Source organism: Telluria sp. AZSoR62 (assembly GCF_058111565.1).
Window position 1 is genome coordinate 673,945 of record NZ_JBYTST010000001.1, and the last position, 22,561, is coordinate 696,505.

At 61.0% G+C, this 22,561-nt stretch carries 21 protein-coding genes; 6 read left to right on the forward strand and 15 right to left on the reverse strand.

Going from position 1 to position 22,561, the window contains the following annotated elements; genetic code table 11:
• Window positions 1-16: 16 nt before the first annotated feature.
• From fba to AC3XQU_RS02980, 5 genes are all read right to left on the reverse strand, one after another.
• Window positions 17-1,081: a class II fructose-bisphosphate aldolase gene (fba, locus tag AC3XQU_RS02960; protein WP_489872629.1), complete on the reverse strand. Its 1,065-nt coding sequence runs from the start codon at window positions 1,079-1,081 to the stop codon at window positions 17-19.
• Window positions 1,082-1,100: 19 nt separating this feature from the next.
• A complete protein-coding gene (pyk, locus tag AC3XQU_RS02965; protein ID WP_489872738.1) occupies window positions 1,101-2,561 on the reverse strand; it encodes a pyruvate kinase in 1,461 nt (486 codons plus the stop codon).
• Window positions 2,562-2,644: 83 nt separating this feature from the next.
• Entirely contained in the window at window positions 2,645-3,850 is a 1,206-nt protein-coding gene (locus AC3XQU_RS02970; protein ID WP_489872630.1) for a phosphoglycerate kinase, read from the reverse strand.
• A gap of 42 nt (window positions 3,851-3,892) precedes the next feature.
• Window positions 3,893-4,237: an AzlD domain-containing protein gene (locus tag AC3XQU_RS02975; protein WP_489872631.1), complete on the reverse strand. Its 345-nt coding sequence runs from the start codon at window positions 4,235-4,237 to the stop codon at window positions 3,893-3,895.
• Window positions 4,230-4,982 (reverse strand): AzlC family ABC transporter permease, encoded by a 753-nt coding sequence (locus AC3XQU_RS02980; RefSeq protein WP_489872632.1) that lies wholly within the window; start codon window positions 4,980-4,982, stop codon window positions 4,230-4,232. The genes AC3XQU_RS02975 and AC3XQU_RS02980 overlap by 8 nt, the downstream gene beginning before the upstream one ends.
• Window positions 4,983-5,205: 223 nt before the next feature.
• On the opposite strand from AC3XQU_RS02980, the gene AC3XQU_RS02985 reads away from it, so the two are divergent.
• The 3 genes from AC3XQU_RS02985 to AC3XQU_RS02995 are packed head-to-tail and all read left to right on the forward strand — an operon-like array spanning window position 5,206 to window position 7,015.
• The gene (locus AC3XQU_RS02985; protein WP_171087614.1) at window positions 5,206-5,400 is read left to right on the forward strand and encodes a zinc-finger domain-containing protein; all 195 of its coding nucleotides are present in this window, start codon (window positions 5,206-5,208) and stop codon (window positions 5,398-5,400) included.
• 42 nt (window positions 5,401-5,442) lie between these two features.
• Window positions 5,443-6,426: a YheT family hydrolase gene (locus tag AC3XQU_RS02990; RefSeq protein WP_489872633.1), complete on the forward strand. Its 984-nt coding sequence runs from the start codon at window positions 5,443-5,445 to the stop codon at window positions 6,424-6,426.
• Window position 6,427: 1 nt separating this feature from the next.
• Window positions 6,428-7,015 (forward strand): DUF2946 family protein, encoded by a 588-nt coding sequence (locus AC3XQU_RS02995; protein ID WP_489872634.1) that lies wholly within the window; start codon window positions 6,428-6,430, stop codon window positions 7,013-7,015.
• Between the two features lie 135 nt (window positions 7,016-7,150).
• On the opposite strand, the gene AC3XQU_RS03000 is transcribed toward AC3XQU_RS02995, so the two are convergent.
• Entirely contained in the window at window positions 7,151-8,674 is a 1,524-nt protein-coding gene (locus AC3XQU_RS03000) for a M48 family metalloprotease (protein WP_489872635.1), read from the reverse strand.
• Window positions 8,675-8,820: 146 nt separating this feature from the next.
• Here AC3XQU_RS03000 and moaC point away from each other — a divergent pair, with 146 nt between their 5' ends.
• The gene (gene moaC / locus AC3XQU_RS03005) at window positions 8,821-9,321 is read left to right on the forward strand and encodes a cyclic pyranopterin monophosphate synthase MoaC (RefSeq protein ID WP_489872636.1); all 501 of its coding nucleotides are present in this window, start codon (window positions 8,821-8,823) and stop codon (window positions 9,319-9,321) included.
• Window positions 9,322-9,375: 54 nt separating this feature from the next.
• Here the strand turns inward: moaC and AC3XQU_RS03010 are convergent, their stop codons facing one another.
• The 3 genes from AC3XQU_RS03010 to AC3XQU_RS03020 form a co-directional block, all read right to left on the reverse strand.
• The gene (locus AC3XQU_RS03010) at window positions 9,376-10,296 is read right to left on the reverse strand and encodes a DUF4435 domain-containing protein (RefSeq protein WP_489872637.1); all 921 of its coding nucleotides are present in this window, start codon (window positions 10,294-10,296) and stop codon (window positions 9,376-9,378) included.
• On the reverse strand, window positions 10,289-11,848 hold the full coding sequence (locus AC3XQU_RS03015) for an AAA family ATPase (protein WP_489872638.1): 1,560 nt from the start codon (window positions 11,846-11,848) through the stop codon (window positions 10,289-10,291). Before AC3XQU_RS03015 ends, AC3XQU_RS03010 begins: the two co-directional genes overlap by 8 nt.
• Window positions 11,849-12,074: 226 nt before the next feature.
• Window positions 12,075-13,565 (reverse strand): DUF4214 domain-containing protein, encoded by a 1,491-nt coding sequence (locus AC3XQU_RS03020; protein WP_489872639.1) that lies wholly within the window; start codon window positions 13,563-13,565, stop codon window positions 12,075-12,077.
• Between the two features lie 175 nt (window positions 13,566-13,740).
• Between AC3XQU_RS03020 and AC3XQU_RS03025 the strand changes: the two genes are divergently transcribed.
• Together AC3XQU_RS03025 and AC3XQU_RS03030 are read left to right on the forward strand one after the other, a co-directional pair.
• Entirely contained in the window at window positions 13,741-14,454 is a 714-nt protein-coding gene (locus AC3XQU_RS03025; RefSeq protein ID WP_489872640.1) for a flagellar brake protein, read from the forward strand.
• Between the two features lie 167 nt (window positions 14,455-14,621).
• Window positions 14,622-16,670, forward strand: coding sequence for a S9 family peptidase (locus AC3XQU_RS03030; protein ID WP_489872739.1), 2,049 nt, complete (start codon window positions 14,622-14,624; stop codon window positions 16,668-16,670).
• Between the two features lie 104 nt (window positions 16,671-16,774).
• Here AC3XQU_RS03030 and AC3XQU_RS03035 read toward each other — a convergent pair whose 3' ends face one another.
• From AC3XQU_RS03035 to recA, 6 genes are all read right to left on the reverse strand, one after another.
• On the reverse strand, window positions 16,775-17,290 hold the full coding sequence (locus AC3XQU_RS03035) for a pilin (protein ID WP_489872641.1): 516 nt from the start codon (window positions 17,288-17,290) through the stop codon (window positions 16,775-16,777).
• A gap of 342 nt (window positions 17,291-17,632) precedes the next feature.
• Window positions 17,633-18,514 carry a succinate--CoA ligase subunit alpha gene (sucD, locus tag AC3XQU_RS03040; protein ID WP_489872642.1) on the reverse strand — a complete coding sequence of 294 codons (882 nt, stop codon included), beginning with the start codon at window positions 18,512-18,514 and terminating at the stop codon, window positions 17,633-17,635.
• Window positions 18,515-18,529: 15 nt separating this feature from the next.
• Window positions 18,530-19,699 carry an ADP-forming succinate--CoA ligase subunit beta gene (sucC, locus tag AC3XQU_RS03045; protein ID WP_489872643.1) on the reverse strand — a complete coding sequence of 390 codons (1,170 nt, stop codon included), beginning with the start codon at window positions 19,697-19,699 and terminating at the stop codon, window positions 18,530-18,532.
• Window positions 19,700-19,768: 69 nt separating this feature from the next.
• Complete coding sequence (locus AC3XQU_RS03050; RefSeq protein ID WP_489872644.1) at window positions 19,769-20,344, reverse strand: DUF2889 domain-containing protein; 576 nt, start codon at window positions 20,342-20,344, stop codon at window positions 19,769-19,771.
• A gap of 487 nt (window positions 20,345-20,831) precedes the next feature.
• On the reverse strand, window positions 20,832-21,290 hold the full coding sequence (gene recX / locus AC3XQU_RS03055; protein WP_489872645.1) for a recombination regulator RecX: 459 nt from the start codon (window positions 21,288-21,290) through the stop codon (window positions 20,832-20,834).
• Between the two features lie 26 nt (window positions 21,291-21,316).
• A complete protein-coding gene (recA, locus tag AC3XQU_RS03060) occupies window positions 21,317-22,408 on the reverse strand; it encodes a recombinase RecA (protein ID WP_489872646.1) in 1,092 nt (363 codons plus the stop codon).
• Between the last annotated feature and the right edge of the window lie 153 nt (window positions 22,409-22,561).

The following is a 22,561-nucleotide window of genomic DNA, read 5'->3' on the forward strand; positions in this document are numbered from 1 at the left end:
CCCTGCGAAGTAAAACTTATTGCACGATCTGCGACAGCTCGCCCGCCTTGTAGCGCTCGGCCATCTTGTCCAGCGGCATAGGCTTGATCTTCGCGGCCATGCCTTCGCAGCCGAAGGACAGGTAGCGGGCCTTGCAGATCTCGGTCGCTGCTTCGCGGGCCGGCTTGAGGTAGTCGCGCGGGTCGAACTTGCCCGGATTCTGGAACATGTACTTGCGGATCGCAGCGGTCATGGCCAGGCGGATGTCGGTGTCAATGTTGATCTTGCGGACGCCGTGCTTGATGCCTTCCTGGATCTCTTCGACCGGCACGCCGTAGGTCTCTTTCATGTCGCCGCCGAATTCGCGGATGATCGCCAGCAGCTCTTGCGGCACCGACGACGAACCGTGCATCACCAGGTGGGTGTTCGGGATGCGCAGGTGGATTTCCTTGATGCGGTCGATCGCCAGGATGTCGCCGGTCGGCTTGCGGGTGAATTTATACGCACCGTGCGAGGTGCCGATGGCGATCGCCAGCGCGTCGCACTGGGTCTTGGCGACGAAGTCGGCGGCCTGGGCCACGTCGGTCAGCAGCTGCTCGCGGGTCATGGCGCCGTCGGCGCCGTGGCCGTCTTCCTTGTCGCCCATCATGGTCTCGAGCGAACCGAGCACGCCCAGTTCGGCCTCGACGGTCACGCCGATCGAGTGCGCGAACTTGACGACTTCGCGCGAGACGTCGACGTTGTACTCGTACGAAGCGACCGACTTGCCGTCGGCTTCGAGCGAGCCGTCCATCATCACCGAGGTGAAGCCCGAACGGATCGCGGCCATGCAGACTGCCGGCGACTGGCCGTGGTCCTGGTGCATGACGACCGGGATGTGCGGGTAGGCTTCGACAGCGGCGTCGATCAGGTGGCGGAGAAAAGCTTCGCCTGCGTATTTGCGGGCGCCGGCCGAGGCCTGCATGATCACCGGCGCGTTGACCGCGTCGGCGGCAGCCATGATGGCCTGCACCTGTTCCAGGTTGTTGACGTTAAACGCCGGCAGGCCGTAGCCGTGTTCGGCGGCGTGGTCCAGCAGTTGACGCATCGAGACGAGTGCCATGGTTGATTACTCCAAACAATTAAGAAACTTTTTCATCCAGCTCGCCCACGCGCACGATCTTGAGCGCATTGGTACCGCCGGCCTGGCCCATCGGCGAGCCCCAGGTGACCACGATCAGGTCGCCCTTGCGCACCATGCCTTCGCGCATCAGCACTTCTTCCGCCTTGCGCAGCACGGCGTGGCTGCCGCCCTCCTGCAGCAGATGGAATGCTCGCACGTTCCGGTACAGCGACGCCTTGCGTTGCGTCGTCTGGAGCGGGGTCAGGGCGAAGATCGGGGTATCGATCGAATGGCGGCTCATCCACAGCGCGGTCGAGCCCGACTCGGTCAGGGCGACGATGGCTTTCACCTTCAGGTGATGGGCGGTGAACAGCGTGCCGTAGGCAATCGACTGGTCGATACGGGTGAACTGGACGTTCAGGAAATCGGCGTCGAGCTTGTTGTATTCGGATTGTTCCGCTTCCAGGCAGATCGCGGCCATCATCTCGACCGTCTCGACCGGGTACTTGCCCGATGCAGTCTCGGCCGAGGTCATGACGGCGTCGGTGCCGTCCAGCACGGCGTTGGCCACGTCCGACACTTCGGCGCGGGTCGGCACGGCGTTGACGATCATCGACTCCATCATCTGGGTCGCGGTAATGGCCAGCTTGTTCGAGGCGCGCGCCATGCGGATCATGCGCTTTTGCAGCGCCGGCACGGCGGCGTTGCCCACTTCGACCGCCAGGTCGCCGCGGGCGACCATGATGCCGTCGGACGCGTCGAGGATTTCCTGCAGCACCGGAATGGCTTCGGCGCGCTCGATCTTGGCGATCATCATCGGCTTGTGGTGGAAAGGCTCGCCCGCGATATTCGCGAGCTGGCGCGCCATTTCCATGTCGGTGGCGTTCTTCGGGAACGAGATCGCCAGGTAGTCGGCCTGGAAGCTCATCGCGGTCTTGATGTCTTCCATGTCCTTGGCGGTCAGCGCCGGCGCGGTCAGGCCGCCGCCCTGGCGGTTGATGCCCTTGTTGTTCGACAGCTCGCCGCCCACCTTGACGGTGGTGCAGATCTCGTGGCCGACGACCTTGTCGACGATCAGCACGATCAGGCCATCGTTGAGCAGCAGCTTGTCGCCCGGCTTGACGTCGCGCGGCAGCGCCTTGTAGTCCAGGCCCACGCGTTCCTGGTTGCCCAGCTCGCCATCGTCGCCCCACTTGGCGTCCAGGATGAAACGGTCGCCATTGTTCAGGAAGATCTTGCCGTCTTCAAATTTACCGACGCGGATCTTCGGACCCTGCATGTCGGCCATGATCGCCACTTCGGTGCCGCATTCTGCAGCGGCGCGGCGCACCAGCGCGGCGCGGTCGATATGGTCCTGGGCCTTACCGTGCGAAAAATTCAGACGCACGACGTCGACGCCGGCGCGGATCATTTTCACGAGGATATCGAAGTCGGTCGATGCCGGACCGATGGTGGCAACGATCTTGGTGGCGTTGTACAGGGGGCGCGCAGCTTGCATGGTCGGGATCCTTGATTCTGAAATGAGAAGCGCAGCTTGCTAAGCTGCGCTGGTACTTGCTGGCCTTATTTCGCCTGGCGCTGGAGCAGGATGTCCACTGCCGGCAGGGTCTTGCCTTCGAGGAACTCGAGGAAGGCGCCGCCGCCGGTCGAGATATAGCCGATCTGGTCGCCGATCTCGTACTTGGCAATCGCCGCCAGGGTGTCGCCGCCGCCGGCGATCGAGAAGCCCTGCGATTTCGCGATGGCCAGCGCCAGGGTCCTGGTGCCTTCGGCGAACTGGTCGAACTCGAACACGCCTACGGGTCCGTTCCAGACGATGGTGCCGGCCTTGGCCACCTGCTCGGCCAGCATGGCGGCCGTCTTCGGGCCGATGTCCAGGATCATGTCGTCGTCGCTGACGTCCGCCACGTCCTTCACCGTAGCCGCTGCCGTCGGCGAGAACTCTTTCGCACAGACGACATCGACCGGAATCGGCACCGAGGCGCCGCGCGCGCTCATCATGTCGATGATCTGCTTGGCCTCGGCGACCAGGTCGTTCTCGACCAGCGACTTGCCGATGTTCAGGCCGACGGCCTTCATGAAGGTGTTGGCGATGCCGCCGCCGACGATCAGGTTGTCCACCTTGCCGGCCAGGCTTTGCAGGATCGACAGCTTGCTCGATACCTTCGAGCCGGCCACGATCGCCAGCAGCGGGCGTTTCGGTTGACCCAGGGCCTTGCCCAGCGCGTCGAGTTCGGCCGCGAGCAGCGGGCCCGCGGCGACGACGGGCGCGAACTTGGCGATGCCGTGGGTGGTGGCTTCCGCGCGGTGCGCGGTGCCGAAGGCGTCGTTCACGTACACGTCGCACAGCTTGGCCATCTTCCGGGCCAGCGCGTCGTCGTTCTTCTTCTCACCCTTGTTGACGCGGCAGTTTTCCAGCAGCACGACCTGGCCTGGCGCGACATCGACGTTCTCAAGCCAGTCCTGCTTCAGTTCCACCGGCTGGCCGAGCAGCTCGGACAGGCGCGCGGCGACCGGCGCCAGGCTGTCTTCCGGCTTGAATTCGCCTTCCGTCGGACGGCCCAGGTGCGAGGTCACCATCACGGCGGCGCCGGCCTTGAGTGCGGCCTGGATGGCCGGCACGGAAGCGCGCACGCGGGTGTCTTCGGTGATATTGCCAGCGTCATCCTGCGGAACATTCAGGTCGGCGCGGATGAAGACGCGCTTGTTTTTCAGCGCATCGCGGTCGATCAGGTCTTGCAGGCGGGTGAAACTGAGAACGTCGTCCATTGGCTAGTCAACAGTGAAATAGTGAAAGAACGTCATTGTACATTAGCCCGGGGCGCCAAAAACGTGTAAGACACGCAACAGTGTGAAGACCAGCATGCCGAACAAAATGGTCAAAATCATGCTGCGGCGCCATAGGTAAAACGCGAGCGCCGCCAGGCCGGCGAGCAGCTTCGGATTGGCCAAGGTGAATTGCGCCTGGCCCTGCGTATCGACCAGCATGTCGGGCCCGACGATGGCCGCCAAGGCGCAGGCCGGCGCATAGCGCAGCATTTCCTGTACCCGCGGCGGGATCGTCACGCGGTGGCCGATCAGCCAGAACGAGCTGCGGGTGGCGGCGGTCGCCACGCACAGCACGCCGATGATGGCCCAGATTTCCCACTCAGACATGTTTTGCCTTTCGCTTGGCAAAGGTCTCTTCGACCAGCATCGCCGTGAGCATGCCGACCACCACCGCCAGCAGCAGGCCCAGCTTGTAGGGAAGGCCGTAGGCCAGCACCGAGATGGCGACCGCCACCACCACGCCGCACAGCGCGGCGCTATTGATGATCAAGGGGACCATGATGCAGAGGATGGCCAGCGTGCCGGCAAAACCCAGGCCCCATTCGGACGGAATCGCGCTGCCCAGGAAGATGCCGATCAATGAACCGGCCTGCCAGGCGAACCAGTTCGGGTACATCAGCCCCTTTAAATAGGACAGCTTGCCGGCCACGCGCTCGACGGTCGGATAGCGCTGCAGGAACATCGCCACGGTCATGTCGCCGGAGACGTAGCCAAGCAAGAAGCGCTGCTTCCAGGGCAGGTGGGTAAAGTGCGGCCCGAGCAGGGCGGAAAAGATGACGAAGCGCAGGTTGACGACCAGCGCGGTGGCGAAGATGACCCAGATCGGCGCGGCCGCCGCGATCAGGGGCAGCGACGCCAGCTGGGCGGACCCGGCGAACACCAGCAGGGTCATGCCGACCGCCTGCACCGGGCTCAAACCGCTCTTGACCATGGCAATGCCGACCACCAGGCCCCAGGCGGCGATGCCGAACAGGGTGGGCAGGCCGGTCATGAAGCCTTCGCGCCAGGCGGCGGGGTCGTGCGCTTCCGTCGTTGCAGGATGGGGCTGGCCCGGCGGGGCGGCCAGGCTCATGTGGTCTTCCCGCAACGACCATGGCAGGCGGCTGCGGCGAGGGGCTTGAAACGACGAAGCATGAAACGCATGTAAAAAAGGGGTGGTCGGAGCGGCGCCGGGTGGCAAAGGCTGCGCCCGGGCTCGATTGGTGTCGGTTTGTTATTCTACCGATCATTTCGGTATGCAGGGTGAATCCGGTAGAATCGCGTCTTTGTCCAACTTTCGCTTGACGGAGAACCAGATGAACCAAAAGACGATGCCCGTGGTGGAGCTCGAGGCCAAGGACTTGCCGGCACATTGCCCGAACCCGGCCATGCCGCTGTGGTCGTCGCACCCGCGCGTCTTCCTCGATTTCGACCACCATGGCGACGCCAAGTGCCCGTACTGCGGCACCCAGTACCGCCTGGCGGCCGGCACCGTGCTCAAGCACCACTAATCCAGTCTTGTCCGGCGCGTTTCAACACCGCGCCCCTCCCCCATGCATTACCGTGCGCCCGCGTGGCTCCCCGGTGGCCACCTCCAGACGATCTACCCGGCGACCTGCACGCCCAAGCCGCCGGTCGCCTATCGGCGCGAGCGCTGGACCAGCAGCGACGGCGATTTCGTCGATGTCGATTTCGTCGACGGCCAGCCGGGCAAGCCGCTGGTGGTGCTGTTCCACGGGCTGGAAGGCTCATCGAACAGCCATTACGCACGCAGCCTGATGGCGGCCCTTGCGGCGCGCGGCTGGTCGGGCGCCGTGCCCCACTTCCGCGGCTGCTCGGGCGAGCCGAACCTGCAACCGCGCTTCTATCACTCGGGCGACGCCGACGAGGTGGACTGGATCGTGCGCCTGCTGCATGCGCGCGCGTCCGGCCCGCTGTTCGCCGCCGGCGTGTCCCTGGGCGGCAATGCGCTGCTGCGCTGGCTGGGCGAATCGGGCCAGGCGGCCGGCATCGTCGCTGCAAGCTGCGCGGTCTCGGCCCCGCTCGACCTGGCACAGGGCGGCAAGGCCCTGGGCTCGGGCTTCAACATGCTCTACACCCGCATGTTCCTGCAGTCGCTCAAGCCCAAATGCCTGGCCAAGCTGGAACGCTACCCCGGCCTGTTCGACCGCGACGCCCTGATGCAGGCGCGCGACCTCTACGCTTTTGATAACGTCGTCACCGCGCCGCTGCACGGCTACCGCGACACCGACGACTACTGGCACCGCGCCAGCGCGCGCCACGTGCTGCACGAGATCACGGTGCCGACCCTGGTGCTCAATGCCCGCAACGATCCCTTCCTGCCGGGCGAGCACCTGCCCCTTACCGCATCGAAGGCGGTCACGCTGGAATACCCGGACGAAGGCGGGCATGTCGGCTTTCCGGTCGGCCCCTTCCCCGGCCGCATCGACTGGCTGCCGCAAAAAATCCTGCATTTCTTCGATGCCGCGGCCCCGAACTGCGCGACCCGGACGCACGAACTATGCGAAGCTTCGTGACATGGACGACATCGTAAAACAGGCAATGGCCAAGTGGCCCAACGTACCCCACTGCTACGGCTGGCTGGCGCTGGACGCGCGCGGCAACTGGCGCATGCGCGACGACACCGCGCAGCGCGCCAATGCACCCGGCGACAAGCTCGCGCACGTGGCCCTCATCGGCTTCATCAACCGCAATTACGCGCACGACGACAAGGGCCGCTGGTATTTCCAGAACGGCCCGCAACGCGTGTACGTGAACCTGGAAGCGACGCCTTTCATCGCGCGCACCGATCCGGCCCAGGGTTTTGTAGTGCAGACCGGGCAGGCGCTGGCAAGGGTGGAAGGCGTGTTCCTGACCGACGCCGGCGCGGTGATCCTGCAGGCGGGCGAGGTCGTGGCGCAGCTCGACGACCGCGACGTGGAACAGGTGCTGGGACGGATGGAGCTCGATGGCCGGCCCGCCTCGATCGAAGCGATCATGGCCTGGATCGAGGACGATTCGGAGGAGCTGGTGCTGGCGCTGGGCCAGGCGCGTGTGCGCGTCGAACGGCTGGCATCGGACGCCGTCGCGCGCCGCTTCGGCTTCGTGCCAACCCCGGGCGCGTGACACCCTACCCAACCGGCCCATAGGGTGGTGCGGCTCCACCCGAGGATTGGATCGGCCTGCAACGCATATGCTGCCCACGCGTTCAACCACGCATGAACAGCCGCACGACCATTCATTCCCGGCCGAACGCCCGCCCTACGGGCGATCCTTCTCTTCTTCCTTCTCCGCTTTCTGGCGCGCCTTGAGCTCCCGCTCGCGCGCATCGATGACCGACTGGTCGTAGAACGACACGTCGCCCGCCTTGCGCGCCAGCTCGAGCTGCGCCACCGCCGCCGGCAGCGCGCCGGCCACCACATACGATTCGGCCAGCGCCATGTGCTGCAAGGCGATCTTGCCTTGCTTGGCATAGGCCCGTGCCAGCAGGTCGTGCAGCTTCGGTTCCTCGCGGTAGAGCTGGGTCTGGTCGCGCAGGTAGCGCGTGGCTTCTTCCAGCTTGCCGCCCGCGATCAGCGCCTCGCCATACTGGCGCGCCAGCGCGCGCGACAGCGGATAGCGCTGGCGCGCCAGGTCCGCTTCCTGCACCGCCTGCTGCACCACGGCCGCCGGCTGGCCCGGCGCCAGCTTGATCTCCAGCGCCAGCCCGGCAAACATCGTGGCGCCGTCGCCCGCATTCGATTCGCTGGAGAACACGCCTTCCTTCGGCTTGACGGTGGTGCGCGCCTTGTCCAGCCAGGACTGCGCCTCAAGCGTATTCCCCTGGCGCAGCGCCAGCAGGGCCAGGCCGTACTGGCCGCCGGCCTGCAGGTGGCGGTGCCCGTCCTTGAGCTGGGTCTCGAAGGCTTGTTTCGTTTCGCGCCGGCCGTTCACGCTTTCGTCCTGCAATACGCGCGCACGCGCACGCACCAGCTGGAAGTCGAGGTTGTCCACGCGCGGCTTCTTCGGGATCTCGCGGATGCGCGCCTGCATGTCGGTGATGCGCTCGGCCGTCAGCGGGTGGCTGCTCAGGCTGGCCATGTGGGCGGGGATGTCGCCATACATCTTGGTGGCGGTCTGCAGGCGCTTGAAGAAGCCGACGATGCCGGTGGTGTCGTAGCCGCCCGCACTCATGATCTGGAAGCCGACCCGGTCGGCCTCGCGCTCGGCGTCGCGGCTGAAGTTGAGCTGGCGCTGCACGGCCAGGCCTTGACCGCCCATCAGCACGCCCATCGCGGCGTCGGAACTGGTGCGGGCAGCCAGCGCCGCCAGGATCATCGCCGCCAGCGGCAGCAGCACGTCCTGCTTTTGCTGCCCCAGCATGCGGGCGATGTGGCGTTGCGAGACGTGGCCGATCTCGTGCGACATCACGCCGGCCAGTTCGGATTCGTTCTGGGCCGCGACGATCAGCCCCGTGTGCGCCCCGATGAAGCCGCCCGGCAGCGCGAAGGCGTTCAGGTTCGGGTCGCGCATGGCGAAGAAGGAAAAATCGGCATTGGTCTCGCCGCGCGCGCCCGGCACGGCCACGACCAGCGCGTTGCCGAGGTTGTTCAGGTATTCGGTGATCGGGTCGTCGTCGAGATAGGCCGGATCGCGCCGCACGTCGCGCATGATTTCCTCGCCCAGCTTGCGCTCGACCACCGGCGACAGGTCTTGCCGCGCGGCGTCGCCAAGCGTCGGCAGGCGGTTATTGTCGGGCTTTTTCTGGGGCTCGGCGGGGGCGGCCATGGCGAATGCGGCCGCCATGGACAAGGCCAGGGCGGACAATGCAGGGCGCCAGCGGCGCGCCGATGCTGGGCGGGGAGCATATTTCACAGTGCTATCATAACCTTATCCGCAGCCGCCTTGCTGCCCAGCGAAGCACTTTAATCCACCCCTAATTTTTCCCCGCAATGAGCTCCCCTACCCCGCCGACTGAACACCTGACCCACTTCGATTCGACCGGCCAGGCCCACATGGTCGACGTCGGCGCCAAGCAGGACACCCACCGCATCGCCGTCGCCGCCGGCACCATCCGCATGAAGCCCGAGACGCTGGCCCTGATCCAGTCGGGCACCGCCAAGAAGGGCGACGTGATCGGGATCGCGCGCATCGCCGCCATCATGGCCTCGAAGCGCACCAGCGACCTGGTGCCGCTATGCCATCCGTTGCCGATCACGCGGGTGGCGGTGGATTTCGAGGTGGATGAAGCCGCCAGCTGCGTCCATTGCCGCGCGCAGGTCGAAACGATCGGCAAAACCGGGGTGGAGATGGAAGCGCTCACTTCGGTGCAGGTCGGCTTGCTGACTATTTATGACATGTGCAAGGCGGTGGATCGGGGGATGGTGATGACCAATGTGCGGGTTCTGGAGAAGCACGGTGGCAAGAGCGGGGACTGGACGGCACCCGTTTGATTGTGAAAATACAGTCTGGCAAGCAGATTTAATCCGATGCCAGACAATATCACCCTATACCGCGATAATAAATTCCCGCAATCCTATTGGCAAACGCGATTTTGATGCCAGACAGTCTAAAGTAAAAAGATGCGACTTAACTTTTTCTGGCACCTTGTTCCACCGGACAGTGTTTTGGCTCCCAGAATTTCGGTCTGCCGCCAATAATTCAAGCCATTTAATAAAAAACATTAGAGCGAATTTACCCCGATATCTAAGTGACCCTGAAAGCCTCAAGAATTCGTCTTTATAGGCCGCCTTTTCAGCTTCGGTTGCTTCTCGCTTAGCTTGAATTATTAGCTTCTCATCCTTAGGACTTCGTACAATCTCGTCAACTTTAATTTCTACAATGTGATTGATTTTTTTGGGCAGAGGCGCAGCCAACTCAATCCCTAATTTTCGCACGACGAACAATCTATAATTTATTTCATAAGTTGCTGCAATATACTCCTGATATACCTTTTCGAATAGATCTACAACTGAATCTCGAAGCCCGGGCTCAGCATGGCAATGGAATTCATTCTGCAATAATTTTCTCAAAACAATTTCATCCACCAAATAATTCTCAACAGAATATGCATCCGTCATGAATATCGAATTATCTGGTTCACGCCCCCGCAAATCGTCAAAATCTCGGTCAATAAAGAAATATACCGAGGTGCCGATATCTCCTAAATCACGGTCAATCATAGCCTTTAGATCAAGGACATTCTCCTTTCCGTTACAGGGAAACGGCTCATAATCTAATCCCGGTCGAATTTTTTCGATCCAGTGGTGATAGATTGTCTTATCATCTATTCCCTCGAACGCAAATATTGGCGTTTCTGGCAGATCAGATCTAAGAGTTCCTAACCGTACTTTCAGAACAGCGGGCCCGCTTTTAGAACGAATCATTTCCTCGCGATAATCTTCTTGAACTCGGCCTTCTTCACTCATTTATCTCGTCCTCGTCTTCTAGATCTCCACCCAGAACCTTGCTCTCGTCCACTTTAATTGAGAGAGTTTTCGCGTAAGGCTCCAAATCGTTATCAAAGATAAACGGTGAATGGGTGATTGCGATTACTTGCGAACAGGCTGGCGAAGCCATTACATCCACAATAATCTTTTTTTGCCAGTTAATTGACAATGACAATTCCGGCTCATCAATCAAAACGATCTTTTTCCCAGGATAAAGGTAAAGCCTCGCAAAAAGAGAGATCATTTGCTTTTCCCCTGAGGATAGGGCGTCAAGTGAGATATTTCCCTTACCCCATTTCCTCTTCACGTTTACTCGAAGATTCTTTTTGTTTAGATCAAGAATTTTGTCATCACTTCTCTGATGAGCCATTTTATTATTTGCGGTCGCACTGTTATCATGCCCGGAAAGATATTTATTGCAACTAGTAACAAATTCTTCCACGATGAGCTCGGTGTCTCTAGTTGCTTTGATTACAGTATTCAGCTTACTCAAAAAATAATTGAGAAATTTATTAGATTGCGGTGTTATAGCTTCGCTGTTATAGATTTTATCAATATCCGGAATCACCACCTCATCATAAGTACTTACATGGCGCCTTCCCCCTTCTTTAATTCGAGAGAAGAAGAGTTGTAGCGACTCTTTGTCCGGCATCTCGAGAGGGCCAAAATCTTCTCTGTCCAATGCCCCACTGATCATTTCATTAATAATGCTGGCGCTAATCTTACGGTAGCCCTCATTCGACTTGAAAAGGACTTCTTGATTCAATACATACAAACGATCAGAAATATCTGACAATCCAAATTGTATTTCTGGATTATGAAGCCCTCTCGACTGGAGCCCTAGCCTTGATAAAATGTTTTTTTTACTTTTACTGGGTCGAGGACGCTCATTTTCCATCTCATTCGACAACGACAACTCAATCCGTCGATATGTTGGAAGATAAACAATGTCGTAGTGGCTAGTTACACTCTCAATTTTCCTTTTTACTTTGACGATGTTTGCACTTGAACCAAATAAACTATCGAGAATCATCTCACATACTTTATTAACTTCAGACCTAGAGTGGCCTAGTTTCATCCATATCTTGTAATAAATTTCATTTTCGGTGATGTCGTCGTTTTTCTTTCGCAACACTTGAAAATCGTAATACAGAAAATCAAGAAAAATTGTGGGCTCGATTCCAAATGACGTTGCATAACGATAAAGTAAGCTCTCCGATGGAACATTCACCAAAGACTTTACATCGCTTTGAGAAATAACGAGCTCCTCGTCCACATCACGTAATTTGCACTTAATCGAGGAAAATTCGAGCGATGCTAGTCGTCCAAACTGACAGCGCAAAAACGCATCTAACGCGCCAAGCAATGTAGTTTTTCCGCCGCCATTTTTTGCAATTAGAATGCATGCTGCGTATTTTGAACTCAATCCTATAGTCTTGTACCCGTAAAGTCCCTCAATAACAAAACTTTCGACGATAGAAGGTGAATGAAAAGTGGATTGGATCTCTATATCTGAATTATTTTCAACCATGATTTTATTTTTGATCCTGCGTGAATAAAAATTAGAAACTGGGAAATCGTTACGTAGCCGAATTCTACGTCCGCTAAATACAGGTACGAGTAAATATACCTTATCCCAAAATATTCGGCACATTTATTTAGAAAAACCACTCTATATGAATAATGTTAAGGGCTTTCAAAATCCTCGCAATCGAAGCTAGAGCAGTGCGATAGCAATACTATTCACCACTACGTCATTATGTTCCATATGAAGTAAAGGCGATTCCGTCTTTAACTATCCCCACCAGCGCCGCCTTGTTCTCTCCGCTTTCGCTGATGTCCGCGAGCACCTCGGCCACCGTCGCCGCGCGGCGATCGAGCAGGTCGCTCCAGTAGGCCAGGCCTGCCGCTTCCGGTGCGCGGTGCAGGATGTTTTCGTAGAAGCGGCCGACCAGTTGCTGGCTGGTCGGGCTGGCGCCATAGATGCCCTTGAACTCGACCGAATGGATGAAGTTGTCGGCCACGCTGTCCAGGCTCAATCCCTTGTCCATCGCCCTGATCCAGTAACCGAGTCCGCCCCCATCCGGCGTGCGGTTGAACGCCGCCTGGTAGAGCCGGTAGGCTTGTCCGGCATTGCCCTCGATATCCAGCGCCAGCGTGCCGTCGGTGAACGCGATGCGTTCCACGTTGACGAGCTGGTTGACGGCGCCGGATTTGTCGGTCGCGGTAAACGCCGACGCCGTGGCGCCCGCTTTCACCGTGATGTCGGCCCGCAGTGCGGCGAACTTCACGATGTCCAGGCCCGTGCCGCCGTCGACCCGGTGGCTGCCGCCCAGCAGCGACACGGTATCGTTGCCTGCCCCGCCATTGGCGTGCAGGCGCCCGCCCCCGCCTGCCAGCGTGACCAGGTCGTTGCCGCCGCCTGCCTCCACCACCATGTCTTCATACAGCCGGCCCGGCAGTTCCACGACGATGTCGTCATTGGCGCTGGATGCGCGCAGTAGATTCGCCATGATCGAGTCGCCGGCACGCATCTGGGTCTGGGTATTGCTCACGTTGAAGAAGCTGCCGTCCCGGAAGCTGCTCTGGTAGGAAGTGAGGATGCCTTCGACGGCCGCGTGCGACAGCCCCAGGCCCATGCTGTTGAGGTCGCCCGACACATTGAACTGCCCTTCGATCACCCCGGACAGGATGTATTTGTCCGAGGTCGCCGTCAGCTTGCTGAGCGTGCCCCGGAGCATGCCGTTGCTGGACAGGCTGAGCGCGCCGTTCATGAGGATCGCCACGTTGCCCAGCGTCGGATCATAGACGGAGCTGTAGGTCGGGACCTGGGTGGCGATGCGGATGGCATTCAGGGTCGATGCCTGCGTTTGCGATGGCATGAGCGACAGGCCGTCGGCGCCGATGACATAATCGTAATGCAGCTGGCCGGCCACGCTGAAGGTCAGCGCTCCCGGCGCCACGAATTCCGTATGGGTGGCCGTGGCCGCCCCGCTGGCCGCATTCGGATTGGCCATCCGCACGCCGTTATAGGTACGGAAGGCGCCGTCGGGGAAGTCGAGGCGCAGCGTGCTGCCCAGGTAGCTATAGGACGAGTAATACAGGTAGTTCTGCCCGATGGCATGGCTGGTCGTGGCGAACACGTCGACCAGGCTTCCAAGGTCGCCATTGAATGCGGGATTGCTTGCCCCGGCCTGCTGCTCGGTGTCGATGATGGCTTGCGAAAGTTTGATGCGGACAGTGGTCACGGTGATCCTTGAATGCGGTGGTTTTACTTACGGAAAAAATCATTGTAGTGATCCCGCCCAGCTGCAAATCTCGCCAATATTCACTTTCCGCCGATTACCCGGACGGGGTGATTGTTAGCTGCTATGATTCGCCCTTTTTGCATACCACCCAGCCGCAAACCGGCCCGCACACCACATGAACAGCGCCCCAGCCCAGGAGCTCAAGCAACAGGAGTTCGAGTTCGAGACGATGAACCTGCAGGTCGGCGTCCGCCTGCAGGTGATGACGCACCGGCAGCTCAAGCCGGTCCAGTACTTCTCGACCCTGATCGGCTACGTCAAGGACGAGTACATCATCATCAAGACCCCGCTTGAAAACGGCGTGCCGATTTCGATCACGGAAGGCGACCCGCTGACGGTGCGGGTGTTCTCGGGCGTGAACGTGTGCTCGTTTGCCTGCTCGGTCGAGCGCGTGTTCCCGCGCCCGCTGTTCTATCTTCACCTGTCCTTCCCGACCTCGATCCAGGGCACCAGCCTGCGCGGCGCAATGCGGGTCAAGGCGGAGATCCCGGCGCGGGTCACCCCGATGGGAAGCGGCGCGACCCCGGTCGACTGCTTCCTCACCAACGTGTCGGTGAGCGGGGCGCGCATCGATTCCCAGCATCCGCTGCCGCCCGATAACGAAGTCGTCGGGCTCAAGTTCACGCTGACGACCCCGCCAAGCAACCAGGAAGTGCAGGTCGAGACGCTCGCTGCGATCAGGAATACCACGGTGGCCAAGACGGGACCCGACAAGCCCGACCTGTTCAGCTATGGCGTGCAGTTTGTCGACCTCGACCCCGGGCATTACACGCTGCTCCAGAACATGACCTATGAAGCCTTGCTCGCGGACCGGCTGAAAATCGTCTAGGCCCCTCCTCCGCAGCGGCGCAGCTGACGGGCGTGCGCCGCCGCCTGACATGCCACATGGTAAATTGCTCGCCTACGTGCGCGGCGCCTTGCCGCGCGCGGACATGACAACGAGGATGGAGCATGAAATTTCGTTTGCCGAATTCGCTGCCGCAGGTGCTGCAGCTGATGCCGATCGCGGTCGCCACGCTGGCCGCCACCACGGCGACGGCCGCGCCGCGCGGCTTTACCGTGGAAGACCTGGTGAACATGGAACGGGTGGGCAGCCCGGCCGTGTCGCCTGACGCCAGCCGCGTCGTCTACACCGTGCGCAGCACGGACATGAGCAAGAACCGCGGCCATACCGAACTCTGGATGGTCGACCTGCGCGCCGCCCAGGCAGTGCCGCAGCGCCTGACCAGCCACGCGTCCAGCAGCACCGATCCGGAATGGTCGGCCTCCGGCGACGCCGTCTACTTCCTGTCGAGCCGCTCGGGCTCCTCGCAGGTCTGGCGCCTGCCGGTCGATGGCGGCAAGCCCGGCGCCGAGCCGGTCAAGGTGACCGACCTGCCGCTGGACGTCGACAGCTTCCGCGTCTCGCCCACCGGCGACCGGATCGCGATGAGCATGTCGGTGTTCCGCGACTGCGCGGACCTGGCCTGCACCAAGGGGCGCGCCGAGGCGAAAGAAAAGGACAAGGCCAGCGGCAAGCTGTACGACCGCCTGTTCGTGCGCCACTGGGATACCTGGGCCGACCACCGCAACGCCGTGCTGTTCTCTGCGCCACTGGACACCAAGGGCACGCTGGCCGCAGCCCCTGTGAGCCTGTCCGGCACCCTGGATGGCGACGTGCCCTCCAAACCCTTCGGCGACCGCGAGGAATTCCGCTTCAGCCCGGACGGCAAGACCATCGTGTTCTCGGTGCGCCTGGCCGGCAAGACCGAAGCCTGGTCGACCAACTTTGACCTGTACACCGTGCCTGCCGCCGGCGGCACGCCGCGCAACCTCACGGCCGACAATCCGGCCTGGGATACCAAGGGCGTGTACTCGCCCGACGGCCGCACCCTCGCCTATCTCGCCATGGCGCGTCCCGGTTTTGAAGCCGACCGCTTCCAGGTGATGCTGATGGACGTGGCGACCGGACAAAAGCGCAAGCTCGCGGCCGACTGGGACCGCTCGGTCGGCAGCATGCAGTGGCGTGCCGACGGCAAGGCCCTCATCGTCGACGCCGAAGACCTCGGCCAGCACCGCCTGTATGCGATCGACGCCGCCAGCGGCAAGGTTGCCGCCCTGACCGACAAGGGCGCGGTCGGCGCCTTCGACGTGCGCGGCGATACCGTCGCCTACACCCAGGCCAACCTGGCGTCCGGCGCCCAGCTGTTCTCGCTGAAGCTGGGCGGGGCACCGAGCCAGCTCACCAGCCTGAACACGGAGCGCCTGAAGGATGTGCACTGGGGCCAGTATGAACAGTTCAGCTTCAAGGGCGCCAATGGCGACACCGTCTACGGGCATGTGATGCAACCGTGGAATGCGGAACCCGGCAAGAAGTATCCGGTCGCCTTCCTGGTCCACGGCGGCCCGCAGGGCAGCTTCGGCAATGGCTGGAGCTACCGCTGGAACCCACAGGTGTATGCGGGCGCGGGCTATGCCACCGTGTTCATCGACTTCCACGGCTCGACCGGCTATGGCCAGAAGTTCACCGATTCGATCAGCGGCGACTGGGGCGGCAAGCCCCTGGAAGACCTGCGCAAGGGGCTGGACGCGGCGGTGAAGAAATACCCGTGGCTCGACCGCGGCCGCAGCTGTGCGCTCGGCGCATCCTACGGCGGCTATATGATGAACTGGATCGCGGGTAACTGGAACGACGGCTTCCGCTGCCTGGTGAACCACGACGGCGTGTTCGACAGCCGCGGCATGGCGTATTCCACTGAAGAACAGTGGTTCACCGACTGGGAAAACGGCGGCGCCTATTTCGCGGTGCCGAACAACCACGAGCGCTACAACCCGGTGCACCACGTGAACAAGTGGAAGACGCCGATGCTGGTGATCCAGGGCGACCTCGATTTCCGGATCCCGACGGCGCAGGCCCTGTCGACCTTTACCGCGCTGCAGCGCAAGGGCATCGACAGCCAGCTGCTGGTGTTCCCGGACGAGAACCACTGGGTGCTCAAGCCGGCGAACTCGCTGCAGTGGCATCACACGGTGATCAACTGGCTGGACAAGCACTTGAAGCAGTAAGCGTTGCGCCCGCTTCTCAACAGCGGGCTGTTAACGAAAAAAGAGACCGCCGCGGCGGTCTCTTTTCATTGAGCGCTTTCGCGGTCATTCACGATGACTTGTGATTAGCCGGCTGGAGCTGGGGCCGGGGCTGGAGCATCAGCATCAGCAGCCGGGATGTCGCAACCAGCAGGCTTGTAGCCCTCGGTGTCGGCGAAGCCGGTGGTGACGCAGGTGTAGACACCGGTAGCGCTGCGGTTCAAGGCGATGGTCGGTGCGGTGTCTGGATCTTCTGCCAGACGGCCTGGGTTGGCGATGGTGCAGGTCAGGGCGGCGCCGCCGTCTGGATCAGGAAGCGAAGCAGCGATGGTGGTGCAATTGCCGGTGGTTGCCGACAGACCGGCCTTTGCCAGGAACTCTTCCACGGTGTCCGCGCTGCTTTCCACGACGGCCATTTCGTAGCCGGTCTTGCCAGCCGAGATGTCGGCGTAAGCGGCAGTTGCTTTCGACTTGGCGATGTAGTCCTGGTATGCAGGGATAGCGACAGCTGCCAGGATACCGATGATGGCAACGACGATCATCAGTTCGATCAGGGTGAAGCCGCCTTGGGCTTTCTTGGCTTGCATTTGCTTGAAGTTCATTTTGTATCTCCAGGTGGTGTGTCGGGTGAATTTGGGTTACTGCTGAGTGCCACGCTTTCATATATGCAAGCGGTGTGCCAGCCCCAAAAATGTCGATTTTATGATTACGGAGATAACAAAACGGCTTGAAAGCGCAAGTTTAGGCTTGATCGGTGACAAAATTTGTCATGTGATGCCAGCAATTTTTGTCACCTGAACAGTTTACGTAACGCAATTTGTCATGCATAAGCCAAATTTGGCATGCCGACACATGGCACACGTGCCAGCCTGCTCAAAACGGCAGGCGAAAAAAAAGCGGGGAGCTCGCGCTCCCCGCTTTCGGCAACCTGAAGGTCGTCAGTATTACAGCATGGCCTTGAGCAGGCGTGCCATTTCCGACGGGTTCTTGGTGGCCTTGATGCCGCACTCTTCCATGATGTCCAGCTTGGCTTGCGCGGTATCGGCGCCGCCCGAGATCAGCGCGCCGGCGTGGCCCATGCGCTTGCCCGGAGGAGCGGTGACACCGGCGATGAAGCAGACCACCGGCTTCTTCATGTTCTCTTTGATCCAGTAGGCGGCGTTGCCTTCGTCCGGACCGCCGATTTCGCCGATCATGATGACCGCGTCGGTATCAGGATCGTCGTTGAACATGCGCATCACGTCGATGTGCTTCAGGCCGTTGATTGGGTCGCCGCCGATGCCGACTGCCGATGACTGGCCCAGGCCCAGTGCGGTCAGCTGCCCGACTGCTTCATAGGTCAGGGTGCCCGAACGCGACACGACGCCGATACGGCCCTTCTTGTGGATGTGACCCGGCATGATGCCGATCTTGATTTCGTCCGGGGTGATCAGGCCTGGGCAGTTCGGGCCCAGCAGCAGGGTCTTCGAGCCGGCTTTGGCCATGCGGTCCTTCAGGGCCATCATGTCACGGACAGGAATGCCTTCGGTGATGCAGATTGCCAGGTCCAGGTCGGCTTCGACGGCTTCCCAGATGGCGGCGGCTGCGCCTGCCGGCGGCACGTAGATGACCGACACGGTGGCGCCGGTCGCGGCCTTGGCTTCCGACACGTTGGCGTAGATCGGGATGCCTTCGAAATCTTCGCCGGCTTTCTTCGGGTTCACGCCTGCGACGAAGGCAGCTTTGCCGTTCGCGTAGTCGCGGCACATACGGGTATGGAACTGACCGGTCTTGCCGGTGATACCCTGGGTAATGACTTTAGTATCTTTGTTGATCAGGATCGACATTTGTTTATTCCTTAATTAGGCTTGACCAGCTGCAGCGGCGACGACGGCCTTGGCTGCATCTTCCATCGTATCGGCAGCGATGATCGGCAGGCCGGAGTCGACCAGCATCTTCTTGCCCAGGTCTTCGTTGGTGCCCTTCATGCGGACAACCAGCGGCACCTGCAGCGACACGGCCTTCGATGCGGTGATCACGCCTTCGGCGATCACGTCGCAGCGCATGATGCCGCCGAAGATGTTGACCAGGATGGCTTTCAGGCCAGGGTTCTTCAGCATGATCTTGAATGCTTCGGTGACTTTCTCAGCCGTCGCACCGCCGCCCACGTCCAGGAAGTTGGCCGGCTCGCCGCCGAACAGCTTGATGGTGTCCATGGTGGCCATGGCCAGGCCGGCGCCGTTCACGAGGCAGCCGATGTTGCCGTCGAGCGAGATGTAGGCGAGGTCGAACTTCGATGCTTCGACTTCGGCTGGATCTTCTTCGTCCAGGTCGCGGTAGGCGACGATTTCCGGCTGGCGGTACAGCGCGTTCGAGTCGAAGTTGAACTTCGCGTCGAGAGCGATGACCTTGCCCGAACCGGTCAGGATCAGCGGGTTGATTTCAGCCAGCGACGCATCGGTTTCCCAGTACGCCTTGTACAGGCCTTTCAGTTGCACGCGCGCGTCGGCCAGCGATTCGGCAGGCACGCCGATCTTGGTCGAGATCTCGTCGGCTTCCGCGTCGGTCAGGCCGACCGATGGGTCGATCGCGATCGAGTGGATTTTTTCCGGGTTGCTGTGCGCGACTTCTTCGATGTCCATGCCGCCTTCCGACGAGGCCATCAGCACGACGCGCTGCGAAATGCGGTCGGTGACCATCGAGACGTACAGTTCCTTCTTGATGTCGGCGCCTTCTTCGACCAGCAGGCGACGCACTTTCTGGCCTTCAGGGCCGGTCTGGTGCGTGATGAGCTGCATGCCCATGATCTGTTCCGCGTATTCGCGAACCTGCTCCAGCGACTTGGCAACCTTGACGCCGCCGCCCTTGCCGCGACCGCCAGCATGGATCTGCGCCTTGACAACCCAGACCGGACCGCCCAGTTCTTCGGCGGCCTTGACCGCTTCGTCGACCGACATGCACGGAATGCCGCGCGGAACGGTCACTCCGAACTTTCGGAGGATCTCTTTGCCTTGATACTCATGGATCTTCATGCTGGCTTCCCTTCTATTGATTACTGATTTGGAAATACGGTTGAACTACAAATGACAAAACTGCGAATGCTAACCCGCGACGGCTTTGATCGACCAGCGGGGATAGTAGGTGGCCACGGCGGGTCCGTCGCTGCGCAGCGCATGACAACGGTCGAGCTCGAAGGGCCGTTCGGCCGAATGCGTGCTGCCATGCGCCTCGGCGCCGCCGCGGGTGTCGAACACGTCGTCGGCAAAGGCTTGCAGCGCTGCGGTAGGCAGCACTTGGGCCAATTCGGTCAGGTGGGTGCAGCCGAGCACGCCGGACAGGCGATCTTTCAGGTGCAGCCGGAAGTGGTTCATCAGCGACAGGCCGATCAGCTTCCTGTAAGAAGGGCCGATCGTCTCGCAGAAACCGGGATACGGGACGGCATCGGACGCGGCTTCGGCATCCACGATGGTCAGGTCGCGGTCGATGGTCACGCGCAGTTTCAGGTCGTGCACGGGCAGGCCGCCCGGACGGGTGCCGGAAGCGAGGGGAATGTCACGGGTTTTGACGTCGCGGATGCTGGCGTCCAGATCCCACAGGCCATCATCGCGCGCATAGGCTTCGACGGTGATGGCGCGCGTATGCCGGAGCGAGCGCGATACGGGAAGAGACAGGGGCATAAAAACCAATGCCGCTTGCGCGGCCGTTAGTGGTGCAGCCAGTGTGCGTCATGCACGTTGCCGTAGCTTCTACGACAACAACCGCTCATGCGGCGCTGCTTAAACCACAAAAGTTTATCACAGCGCGTTATCGGTTGCACTGCAACAAAGCCGTTTTGGGGAGGTGAAAGGCAGATTTGACAGGGTTTCTTGCAGAGTGGGCAATGTTGCAGCAGCTTGGAGATCGATGCCGCAGGCGTTGCGGGAAAATGCAGACCGGCGCCAGCGCGCAGCGCCATCGCCCGTTGAGGAATATGCCGGAGCATATCGGGGATGACGCTCCGCGCTGGCGCCGGAACGGCTCACCTGGAAAGGCGGCCTAACAATACAGTGAAGGTGCTGGCTGGACGATGCGGCTACAAGCAGGCCAAGCGACAGGAACGACCGTCCTTCTGCACGCCATCCAAACGCGTACGACCAGGCTGCCAGGATGGCAAGCGCCCGCCCGTCAGAACTCGTCGTCGTCCGGTCCGCCCTGCATCGCCACCCGTGCGGCGCGCTGCGAAAAGCCGCGCTGCAGCAGGAAACGCATCTGCTTGGCGCGCTCGGCCGCATCAAGCGCGACGGTGCCGAACTTGCGTTGCCAGACTTCGGTCGCGCGCGCCGTTTCGGTGTCGGCCAGGCCGGCCTTGAGCTCGTCCAGGGCTTCGCCCTTGAGGCCGTGGCTTTTCAGCTCGGCCATCACGCGGCTGTTGCCGAACCGTGCCGCACGCCGGTTGATGAGCGATTCGGCGAAACGTTCCTGCGACAGCCAGTTGTTCTTTTCAAGGAAATCCAGGAGGGCTTCCACGTCATCGCCCTCCTCGGCATAACGGGCCAGTTTGCGTCCCAGCTCGAGCCGGCTGTGCTCGCGCATCGACAGGTAGCGAAGCGCGCGCCCTTTGAGGCTGAGCTGGGGTGCTGGCATGCAGGATTAGCGAAGACCGCCGGCGATTACTCGCCGACCGCCTGCAGCTTCACCCTGCCGGCTTCTTCGGCGGCAGCGACAGCAGCGGTGACCGGCGGCAGTTCGCGCACGCCCAAGGCCGTACGGACCTTGTTTTCGATCTCGCGGGCCAGCGCAGGGCGATCGCGCAGGAACTGGCGGGCGTTGTCCTTGCCCTGTCCGATGCGTTCGCCGTTATAGCTGTACCACGAGCCCGACTTCTCGACGATCTTGTTGTCGGCGCCGAGGTCCAGGATTTCGCCTTCGCGCGACGTGCCTTCTCCATAAAGAATGTCGAAGTGCGCTTCCTTGAACGGCGGCGCGATCTTGTTCTTGACAACCTTGACCTTGGTTTCGTTACCGATCACTTCGTCACCCGACTTGATCGAACCGGTACGGCGGATGTCCAGGCGCACGGAGGCGTAGAACTTCAGCGCGTTACCGCCGGTCGTGGTTTCCGGGCTGCCGAACATCACGCCGATCTTCATACGGATCTGGTTGATGAAGATGACCAGGGTGTTGGTACGGTTGATCGAGCCGGTGAGCTTGCGCAGCGCCTGCGACATCAGGCGAGCCTGCAGGCCCGGGAGCGAGTCGCCCATGTCGCCTTCGATCTCGGCGCGCGGCGTCAGTGCCGCCACCGAGTCGATGACCACGAGGTCGACCGAACCCGAACGCACCAGGGCGTCGGTGATTTCGAGGGCCTGCTCGCCGGTATCCGGCTGCGAGATCAGCAGTTCGTCGAGCTTGATGCCGAGCTTTTGCGCATAGCCCACGTCGAGCGCGTGCTCGGCGTCGATGAAGGCGCAGGTGCCGCCCAGTTTTTGCATTTGCGCGATGGTCTGCAGCGTCAGGGTGGTTTTACCCGACGATTCAGGACCGTAGATCTCGACGATACGGCCACGCGGCAGGCCACCGACGCCCAGCGCGATGTCCAGGCCCAGCGAGCCGGTGGAAACAGTCTGCACTTCCTCGACCGGCGTATTGGCATCCATACGCATGACCGAACCCTTGCCAAACTGCTTTTCAATCTGCGCCAGGGCGGCGGCCAGCGCCTTGCCCTTTTCAGCGGCGTTTACTGCGGTTTTTTTGTCGTCCATGGTGTACTTTCAGCTGTGGAGTAGGCAAGGTAGGGTCGCTACCGCGCAAATCAAGGTCACTACTGTATAAAATTCCAGTGGTTCTCAAACATGAATTCAAGTCAGTACTGTATATAAATCCAGTAGTTTGTGCAAGCGAAAAAATGGCGGTGT